The sequence below is a fragment of the Streptomyces sp. NPDC015125 genome (assembly GCF_043080045.1).
Taxonomy (GTDB): Bacteria; Actinomycetota; Actinomycetes; order Streptomycetales; family Streptomycetaceae; genus Streptomyces.
In genome coordinates, this window is the sequence record NZ_JBIBVF010000032.1 from 98,165 (window position 1) to 105,626 (window position 7,462).

10 protein-coding genes are annotated in these 7,462 nt (G+C 70.2%); 6 read left to right on the plus strand and 4 right to left on the minus strand.

Annotated features, from left to right (window positions below):
• Positions 1 to 166: 166 nt before the first annotated feature.
• Positions 167 to 1,483: a helix-turn-helix domain-containing protein gene (locus tag ACF088_RS39280; RefSeq protein WP_392380779.1), complete on the minus strand. Its 1,317-nt coding sequence runs from the start codon at positions 1,481 to 1,483 to the stop codon at positions 167 to 169.
• 249 nt (positions 1,484 to 1,732) lie between these two features.
• Between ACF088_RS39280 and ACF088_RS39285 the strand changes: the two genes are divergently transcribed.
• The 6 genes from ACF088_RS39285 (at position 1,733) to ACF088_RS39310 (ending at position 4,278) form a co-directional block, all read left to right on the plus strand.
• The gene (locus tag ACF088_RS39285) at positions 1,733 to 2,056 is read left to right on the plus strand and encodes a hypothetical protein (RefSeq protein ID WP_392380780.1); all 324 of its coding nucleotides are present in this window, start codon (positions 1,733 to 1,735) and stop codon (positions 2,054 to 2,056) included.
• Positions 2,057 to 2,134: 78 nt separating this feature from the next.
• Positions 2,135 to 2,899, plus strand: a complete 765-nt coding sequence (locus ACF088_RS39290; protein WP_392380781.1) for a hypothetical protein — start codon at positions 2,135 to 2,137, stop codon at positions 2,897 to 2,899.
• A gap of 153 nt (positions 2,900 to 3,052) precedes the next feature.
• Positions 3,053 to 3,391: a hypothetical protein gene (locus ACF088_RS39295; RefSeq protein WP_392380782.1), complete on the plus strand. Its 339-nt coding sequence runs from the start codon at positions 3,053 to 3,055 to the stop codon at positions 3,389 to 3,391.
• Between the two features lie 16 nt (positions 3,392 to 3,407).
• Positions 3,408 to 3,695 carry a hypothetical protein gene (locus ACF088_RS39300; RefSeq protein WP_392380783.1) on the plus strand — a complete coding sequence of 96 codons (288 nt, stop codon included), beginning with the start codon at positions 3,408 to 3,410 and terminating at the stop codon, positions 3,693 to 3,695.
• Positions 3,696 to 3,769: 74 nt separating this feature from the next.
• A complete protein-coding gene (locus ACF088_RS39305; protein ID WP_164379359.1) occupies positions 3,770 to 4,006 on the plus strand; it encodes a hypothetical protein in 237 nt (78 codons plus the stop codon).
• Positions 4,006 to 4,278, plus strand: coding sequence for a hypothetical protein (locus tag ACF088_RS39310; protein WP_392380784.1), 273 nt, complete (start codon positions 4,006 to 4,008; stop codon positions 4,276 to 4,278). Before ACF088_RS39305 ends, ACF088_RS39310 begins: the two co-directional genes overlap by 1 nt.
• A gap of 58 nt (positions 4,279 to 4,336) precedes the next feature.
• Here the strand turns inward: ACF088_RS39310 and ACF088_RS39315 are convergent, their stop codons facing one another.
• The 3 genes from ACF088_RS39315 to ACF088_RS39325 all read right to left on the minus strand — a co-directional run bounded on the left by ACF088_RS39315 (position 4,337) and on the right by ACF088_RS39325 (position 6,366).
• Positions 4,337 to 4,789 (minus strand): hypothetical protein, encoded by a 453-nt coding sequence (locus tag ACF088_RS39315; protein ID WP_392380785.1) that lies wholly within the window; start codon positions 4,787 to 4,789, stop codon positions 4,337 to 4,339.
• Between the two features lie 483 nt (positions 4,790 to 5,272).
• A complete protein-coding gene (locus tag ACF088_RS39320) occupies positions 5,273 to 5,692 on the minus strand; it encodes a helix-turn-helix domain-containing protein (RefSeq protein WP_392380786.1) in 420 nt (139 codons plus the stop codon).
• Between the two features lie 50 nt (positions 5,693 to 5,742).
• Positions 5,743 to 6,366, minus strand: coding sequence for a hypothetical protein (locus ACF088_RS39325; protein ID WP_392380787.1), 624 nt, complete (start codon positions 6,364 to 6,366; stop codon positions 5,743 to 5,745).
• Between the last annotated feature and the right edge of the window lie 1,096 nt (positions 6,367 to 7,462).

The following is a 7,462-nucleotide window of genomic DNA, read 5'->3' on the forward strand; positions in this document are numbered from 1 at the left end:
TCGTTGTCCGTGCCACCCCAACGCCGCGCGGAGGGTTATCAATATCCGCGGTACAGCGAGGCCCCCGTCATCGGCGGGAGCCTCGCTGCTCAACTGGCCACCTGAAGCGCTCAGTCACACCTCGGCAATCGAGCTGCCGAGGACCAGGCGTTTCGCATCCTGCGCGCTATGGCCTCGACCGGGTCGCGGCCCGGTAGTGCTCGACCAGGTTCTCCATGCCGGTCAGGCCGGCGTCCAGGCCGAGCTGGCGGAGCCAGTCGTCCACCTGCTCCTGGCGGTCAGCGGCGTCGCGCAGGTCCAGGGCCGGGTTGGCGCGGAAGACGCCGCCGGCCGACGCCCCGGCATCTGGGATCTCCTGCAAGCCGTCCGAGCGCAGGAGGTCCTTGACATGCCGGTCCGCGACGAGATGGAGCTCGCGCGGCTGCGCTGCCAGAGCGGGGTCGATGTCGGTGACGCGGGCGATCTCCTCGACGACCTTGGGGTCGGCGGTGGTCTTCAGGATTCCTTCGAGCAGGTCCAGCAGATTCGGTACCGGGTACCGGTACTCCTCCCCGGGCCGGCCCAAGCTGTCGAGGGTTTCGGCGTACCGCCGGACCCGGGAGATGACGTCGATGGTGACCGTCGCCGTCGCCGCCATGGAAGAGCCGTAGACCTCGGGCAGGGCGACCGTCACGACGGCCTCCACAGGGTTCGGCACTGCGGACGTGGTGAGGGCTCGATACACCAGCCGGGCCGTGCGCGACCTGTTGTACCCGTGCTGACGGAAGCCCGTGGACGCGGTGTACGACCCATGCCCGAGGGTCTCCAGGGCGGTAGGGAAGGCCGAGTTGTTCAGCGCCTGGGCGAGAGCGGCGACGGACCTCTCCGACAGCGGGCGCCAGGTGCCGGCCTCTCCCACGGGGAGGTTGATGCCGGTACGGAGGATGAAGTCCGCGGTGGGGTTGCCCTCGGCGTCTCGGCCCAGGTTCGGGGACATGACGTTCTGCCCCATGGGCAGCACCCCCGCGGACGGCTCCTCACGGGCGAGCTTGAGAAGCCGGTCGCGGTCGGCGGTGGAGTTCTGCCCGCTCAGCCGGATCGGCGCCTTCAGGTCTATCAGCAGGGGCCGGGGCGCGACGTTGGCATCGACCCGGATGGCCACCACGCTGCGCCCGGTCCCGTCGTCGAACGGTACGGGTATGAAGGTCGGCTCCCAGGGCGGGTCGAACTTCTCGCGGCACCCGCTGGCGATCTTGTCGATCGTGTCCTGGGCGTCGACACCGACGACACGCTCGGTGCCCGGCTCCACCTTGTCGTTGATGCCCACCAGGATCATGCCGCCGTAGGTGTTGGCCAGTGCCGCGATGGTCGTCAGCAGGCTCTTGGAGTACTCGCGCTTGAACTCCAGCGTGAGGCTCTCCACCTGCTCCGGCCGCGCGGCGAGGGCGCGAATCCGCTCGATCGTCAGGTCCGCCGCCGCCGCGGCGAACAGAGAGGTAGTCATCCGGTAATGATCCACCCACACCCGCACACTCCGGCAAGACCCAGGAGTCCCCCGCGCGGGCGGTCACCCGGCCCGCGCGAAATCGGCAAAGGCGCAGGTGAAATTCCTTCTCACGCGATGGAAGGGGGCCAACCCAGGCCCTGGAGGAGCGCCTGGGCGTCTCGCGCAGTACGTGGAGCGCTACCGCCGGGACGCTAACTGCCCGCAGAAGCGCCTGACGGCCGCCCTGGTGGAGGAGACCGAATCCGAGTGGCAACCGCAGGTCAGAGCAAGGCTCCTGAACAGGCGTCCGCCTCCGGTGGCGTACTTCGGATTCACCTGCACGGGCAGCTCGGACGACGCCGCGAAGGCACCATCACCACCCCGATCTTGTCCACCTACGTACGGCAGATCCTGGATCTGCAGGAGGCCGCAGCGACGGAGGATGACCTGCATTCGACCGTTGCGCAGGCCATCCCGGACTCGCATTTCACGGAATGGGGCACCCGAGCCGACGGCCTGCACGCTGATTTCATGCACGTTCAGGCCATCGAGTTCCTATTTCTACGCGGTCGAATTTCGGTCCTGCTATAAAGCAATCCGGCGGGCTGCCGAAGCAGCGCTCCGGCGACGGCCCGCTCCCGAATCCGCACCACGAATACGAGGCCGAAGATGACCAGGATGTGGCCGCCCGGCGGGGAGACCCGCCGACCGAGCACCCCGCGCGCGCCCCGCGAGCCGATCGACCCCGCCCGCATCGGCCGCCGCGTCGTACGCCGCCGGGCACAGGGCATGGACGCCGGCGCCGTCGCGGCGGCCCTCGAGGACGCCCGTTTCGACGCCCGGCAGAGGTCGCGGCACGAGGACCTGGCCGACGACGTCCGCGGCCCGGCGGAACTTGCGGAGTGGGAGCGCATCGACCAGCTACTCGCCGTCGCGCTGCCGGGCACCGTCTACGACCCGGACACCGACGGCGTCGTCCAGGCCGAGCTCGCCGCCGACGCCGCGGCCGCCGCCGCCCAGGAGGCCGAGCTGCGCGAAGCCGCCCGGGTCGCGGCCCGCGCTGACGAACTCCAAGCGCTGCGCGAACTCGGCACGCTGCAGCAGACCGAGCCCCGTACCGGGGACGAAGCCGTCCGGGACGAACTCGCCCGGCGCGCGGGCTGGTACGTCCAGGCCGACGTCGACGACTGGCTCGCACACGCCCTGGCCGGGCGCCGCGGGCACTACCGCGACCCGGGTGCCCGCAAGGAAGCAGCCAGCCTTCTGCCGCCGCCGGTCCTTGCGCACGCCGCACTCCTCGCCGAACTCGCCCGCCTGGTCCCCGGCGCCGACATCGACCAGCTGGCGTTCGTGGGCCGCCTCGCCACCGCCGAACCCGAAGCCGCCGGCGAGCTCGCCGCGCTCCTCACCCGCGCTCACCCCGAGGGCCGTTGACCCCGCTGGCACCGCCGGGAGCCGTGTCACGCTCCCTCTCCACAGCGCCCGTTGTGTCCGTTTCTCGCGTTCCGGGGGTCGCTGAGACCCCCTTCGGGGCTCAAAAAACGGGACTGGACGCGAGAGGGCCGGCGGTGCGGAAGAATCCCCGAGGTGACCACCGACAGCGCCGCCGCCGCGCTCTATGCCCAGGCTCTGCGGAGCACCGTCGCCGACCTGAGCCACTGCACCGTGCCGTGGGGCGTGTGCCCCGAGCACGGCGGCACCCTCAAGTCCCGCGCGTCCGGCTCGGGTGGATTCGACTCCTGGTGCACGAACTTCACGTGCTTCAACGTCTGGCCGTACGACCGGCTGGACGCGGCCTGCACCGAGCCGGCCACCCACACCATCCAGGCCGACAGCGGCGACCGCTATGTGGTGTGCGACGGCCACGCCCTGACCGCCCGCACCCAGATCACCGACGGCCAGGTTCTCCCCGGCCTGCCTGCCTGAGCACCCGGGAAGCGCGATGACGCAGCACGAGTACCAGGTCGTGGCACGGTGCACCGACCCGTCCCACCCGGGCGCCACCACCCTGATCTACACCACCCACGCCGCCTCGATCCAAGAGGCCACGGCGAAGGTCCAGAAGCTGCGCATCGACAAGATGACCCCGGGCCTCTACCGCATCACGCAGGTCACGGAGCGCGAGCCGGAGTGCACCTGCGCTGATCCCGGCCTCGGAGGGAAGTGCGCCGGCGAACCCTGGTGCGCCAAGGTCGAAGGAGCCGCGGCCGCGAGCCCCGTCCCGGAGTGAAGCGGAGCGGTCCCACGGCCGCCGTACGGCCGATACCGTGGTGGCACACGCCCGTTCGCGCCCTGGAGGCCCCGATGAGCGAACAGCCGGCCCCCGCCGACACCACCGTCCGGCAGCAGCTGGAGCCCGCCGCCGCCGACGGGTTGCGCGCGTACGCGGCCCGGACCCGCGAGAGTGCCGACCAGCTCGCCGCCGTCCTGGAGGACATCGCCGCCAACGGCCTCCCCTCGGTGGAGGACTGCACGCCGTGGGAGGAGCTGCGCGAGGCCCACCTCGCCCGGCTCGCCGCCCAGCGCCCGGCCGTCGCTTGATGCCCGCAGCGCACGGCCCGCGCCGCGCCCGGATCGCGTTCTCCGACTCTGCCGCCAAGCAGCTGGATGCCATCACCAGCGAAGCCGAGCTGCACGCCCTGGACCGCGCCCTGGTGGTCATCTCCGTCGACCCCGACGCCGGCGAACCACTGCCTGGTGACAGCACTGGCCCCCATCTGCGTCAGTACACCGACGACATGGAACACGTACGGCTTCTCTACTGGGTCACGGCGCTCCGCACCGTGGTCGTCGTCGCATACATCGAGGTCTGACCAGCGCCTCGGCCCCTGCTCCTCCCGGCGCAGTGCACCGCCGCTGCACCGGGAACAGCTACGCGCTTGCGGCTTCCACCGTCGGCCTGCTGCACGACTGGTCGCTGCTGCGCCCGCAGGCCCGCATGGCACAGTCGAGGAAGTCGTCGAAGTCGGGGCCGGCGTCTGGGCCGACTCCGACGTTGTGGTGGGCGATCTCGCGTGCAGCCTTCACCGCCTCCCACGCCACGGTCTCCTCGAGGGTCGGCAGATGGCCGTAGAAGTCCATCGCGTGTTCCAGGTAGGCAGCGAAGCCGAACTGGAAGGTCCGCGCCTGCTTCACCTCCTCCACGCGGCGTTCGGCGCGGCGGGCCGCCTCGAACCACGTGGTGGCCCGCTCCAGGCCCACGGCGTTGACGGCGATCGTGAAGAACGACGTGACGGGCGCCGTGCTTGGGGGCCAGTCATCGGTGGGGAGGCCGTACTGGTTGGCCCACTCCTGCGTGAGGTGGAAGCTGAAGTTGTGCGTCACGTCCCACTCGTACCGCGTCGGCCGGCAATCGGGGGCACGGCACGCGGCGACGCCTTCCGAGAACCGCCCGTGCGAGCTGTCCCACCTGCAGCTTTTTCGTGGAGGGGAACGATGTACGCGCGTCCCGGCAGTGCAGCCGACTCTTGTTCTGGAGAACCAGAACAAGACGGTTCCCCTAGTGGTACCGAAGCCCGTCCCGCACTTCTCTGAGCTGCGGTTTCCCCTGGAGGGGAACGATGTGCGCCCGCGTCCCGTGCACGGCGGTGCTGTGTTCTGGAGAACTGGAACACGACGGTATCCCTAGTGATACCGACAATCCGGGCGGAGGGGGGGACCTGCGGTTTTCCACTGGGCGGGAACGGTGTATCGCCTGGAGTCTCGAGGGTGCCCCTTCCAGGGGGATCGTGTGCGTCCCGGGCATACGAACGGCGCCGCACCCTGGGGTGTGGCGCCGTGGCGTCGGGAAGGGCCCTGTCGGGCCGCTCAGGCGCTTTGCGCGAGGTTGGCGACCTGGGCGGCGAAGCGGGTCCTCCGCTGCTCGGAGAAGTCCTCCGCGGGCGTCGCGTTGATCTCGGGGACGGCCATCGCGGCGCCGGCGACTCTGCCGCCGGTGAGGACAGGGTGGAGCTGGTAGTGGCCGCGGCGAAGGAGCCAGGCGAGGCCGGCCTGCTTCAGCTCCTTGAAGCCGCGGTTCACCGCGGGCTTCCCGGCTCCGAGTTCGGCGGCCATCTCCGCTTGGCTGATGCTGACCGCGCCGCTGTCGGGGTCCTGGAGGGCCAGGAGCACGTCGAGCACACGGCGGGCGGTCAGGGAGACGTCCACGAGGGCGAGCATCCGCAGAGCGTCGCGGCTGAGCACGATCGGCTCGTTGGACGGGGGGCCAGGTACGTAAGTGGTGCTCACGAGGGCCTCCTGGTCGTTGTCGTCTGGCTCTGAGGATAAGCCCGCGCGCATCACGCGCTCGCCTTCCGGGCGGGCAGGCGGCGGCGCGGCAGCGTCACGACCTTCTCGCGGCGGCGGGCGGCCTCGGCTTCCTTCTTCGCCCTCGCTCGCTCCGCGCGCCACTCGGCGGGGTACTCCGGGGCCGGGATGATGCAGGCCGGGCCCTTGGCGGCGTTCCACTGCTTCTGCCACTGCTCCTGCTCGGCGGAGGTGCCGGCCACCGTGAGCCAGGGGTTGAGCTGGAGCACGCCGGGCTTCGCGGTCCGCATCCAGCCGATGTGGTGGAAGAACTGCGCGGGCTCGCTGACCGAGGCCGCAGACAGGCTGCACAGCTTTTGGAGGTCGCGCTGGTTGATCCGGACGTACCCGCGCGGCGCCTTCGTCCGGTCCACGCCGTGGTACGCCGGGTCCTGAGCGGCCACCAGTTTGCACCACACCTGGAACCAGCTGCCCGGCATCTTGAGGCTGCCCAGCACGTCCATCAGCAGCCTGGCGTCCAGGACGTACCCCTTCACCTCCGCGCTGACCGCGAACTCGCGGCCCTGGATCTTCTCGACACTGACGACCATGCCGCCCTTGCCGTCCGACCGGGCGACAACGCGCTGGCCAGGCCGAACAACCGGCAGCTGCTCCATCAAAGCCTCCAGGAAGATCATTGCTGTGGGCCGAACGGTACCACTAGGGGAACCGTCTTGTTTCAGAGGGGTAGAACACGCCGCGTCTTCAACGGGCCGCTGCGCCCCTCCGACACGCCCGGAGTTTGTTCTAGATCTCCAGAACAAACTGACCCCCCTTTGTTCTGGAGATCTAGAACACGCGGTTTCGCGTTTGTGCAGGTCAGCGCGTTTTGGAGCCGGGAGCTCTCTTAGGTGTCTGTAAGACACCGTCCGGGCCCGTCCGGTGGGGTGCCGGCCTCCATCTCGCCGAGCGGGCAGCAGCGGGAAGCCGGGCGTGTCCTGCCTGGCTAGCGCCCGTCCCAGGGCTTGGGCGTGGTGGCTGAGGCGGCTTCGCGTGCGGCTCCGCGGCTCGGGTGCGGACCGTAGGCGGCACCAGCGGATCTGCGTCTCGGGTGGTACTGGCCGTAACGATCACAAGCAAGGAAGCGCGGCTGGGCCCGGTGGAGGGGTCCGCCGCCCGGCCCCAGGGGCCGGGCGGCTCAGGTACCTCCGCACGCCGGAATTCCACCATTCCTATATCCGAGGAAACGCTCTTCGGCTGAGGTCCGCAGCTTCCCAATTCAATGATTCCTCGCCTGCAGTGGGTTACTGAATGACGGGGCTGATGCACTCCAAAAAGTGCGCCCCGCCCGGGTGCTCGGGGGTGTCCCGTGTTTCCGCCAACGGTACATGCTGCATCAACCTGATGCATGCGCTACACTCAAACCCACCACGAACGAGCGACCCCCACCCCCGGCAGCCAGCCCGGCCCGCTTCAGCGGGCCCAACGGTTCCGGAGGCGCAGCCGGAGGGACCGTCAGGCGGGGAGTGCAGCGGACCCGCCGGGAGCGTCCCACGCTCCCTCAATCCCCTTACTGAAGACCCCGCTAGTCGCACCGTCAAAACCCGATCGGCCCGGCCGCGCATCGCGCGGCCCACCGGGCGCGCAGCGGCCGGCCCCACCCGTCCCCCGAAGCGCAGCGCAGGGGGACGGCCCCCGCATCGCGGGGGCAGCGGGAGCGCAGCGACCGCCCCGCTTGCACATCGCGCAGCGATGTGGTACCCGCTCCGCGGG

What these genes read in the sequence shown, in the direction of transcription:
- ACF088_RS39310 (WP_392380784.1), top strand. Translation starts at nt 4,006, where the DNA reads ATGCCCGCAGCGCACGGCCCGCGCCGCGCCCGGATCGCGTTCTCCGAC.
- ACF088_RS39325 (WP_392380787.1), bottom strand. Translation starts at nt 6,366, where the DNA reads ATGGAGCAGCTGCCGGTTGTTCGGCCTGGCCAGCGCGTTGTCGCCCGG.
- ACF088_RS39280 (WP_392380779.1), bottom strand. Translation starts at nt 1,483, where the DNA reads ATGACTACCTCTCTGTTCGCCGCGGCGGCGGCGGACCTGACGATCGAG.
- ACF088_RS39305 (WP_164379359.1), top strand. Translation starts at nt 3,770, where the DNA reads ATGAGCGAACAGCCGGCCCCCGCCGACACCACCGTCCGGCAGCAGCTG.
- ACF088_RS39300 (WP_392380783.1), top strand. Translation starts at nt 3,408, where the DNA reads ATGACGCAGCACGAGTACCAGGTCGTGGCACGGTGCACCGACCCGTCC.
- ACF088_RS39290 (WP_392380781.1), top strand. Translation starts at nt 2,135, where the DNA reads ATGACCAGGATGTGGCCGCCCGGCGGGGAGACCCGCCGACCGAGCACC.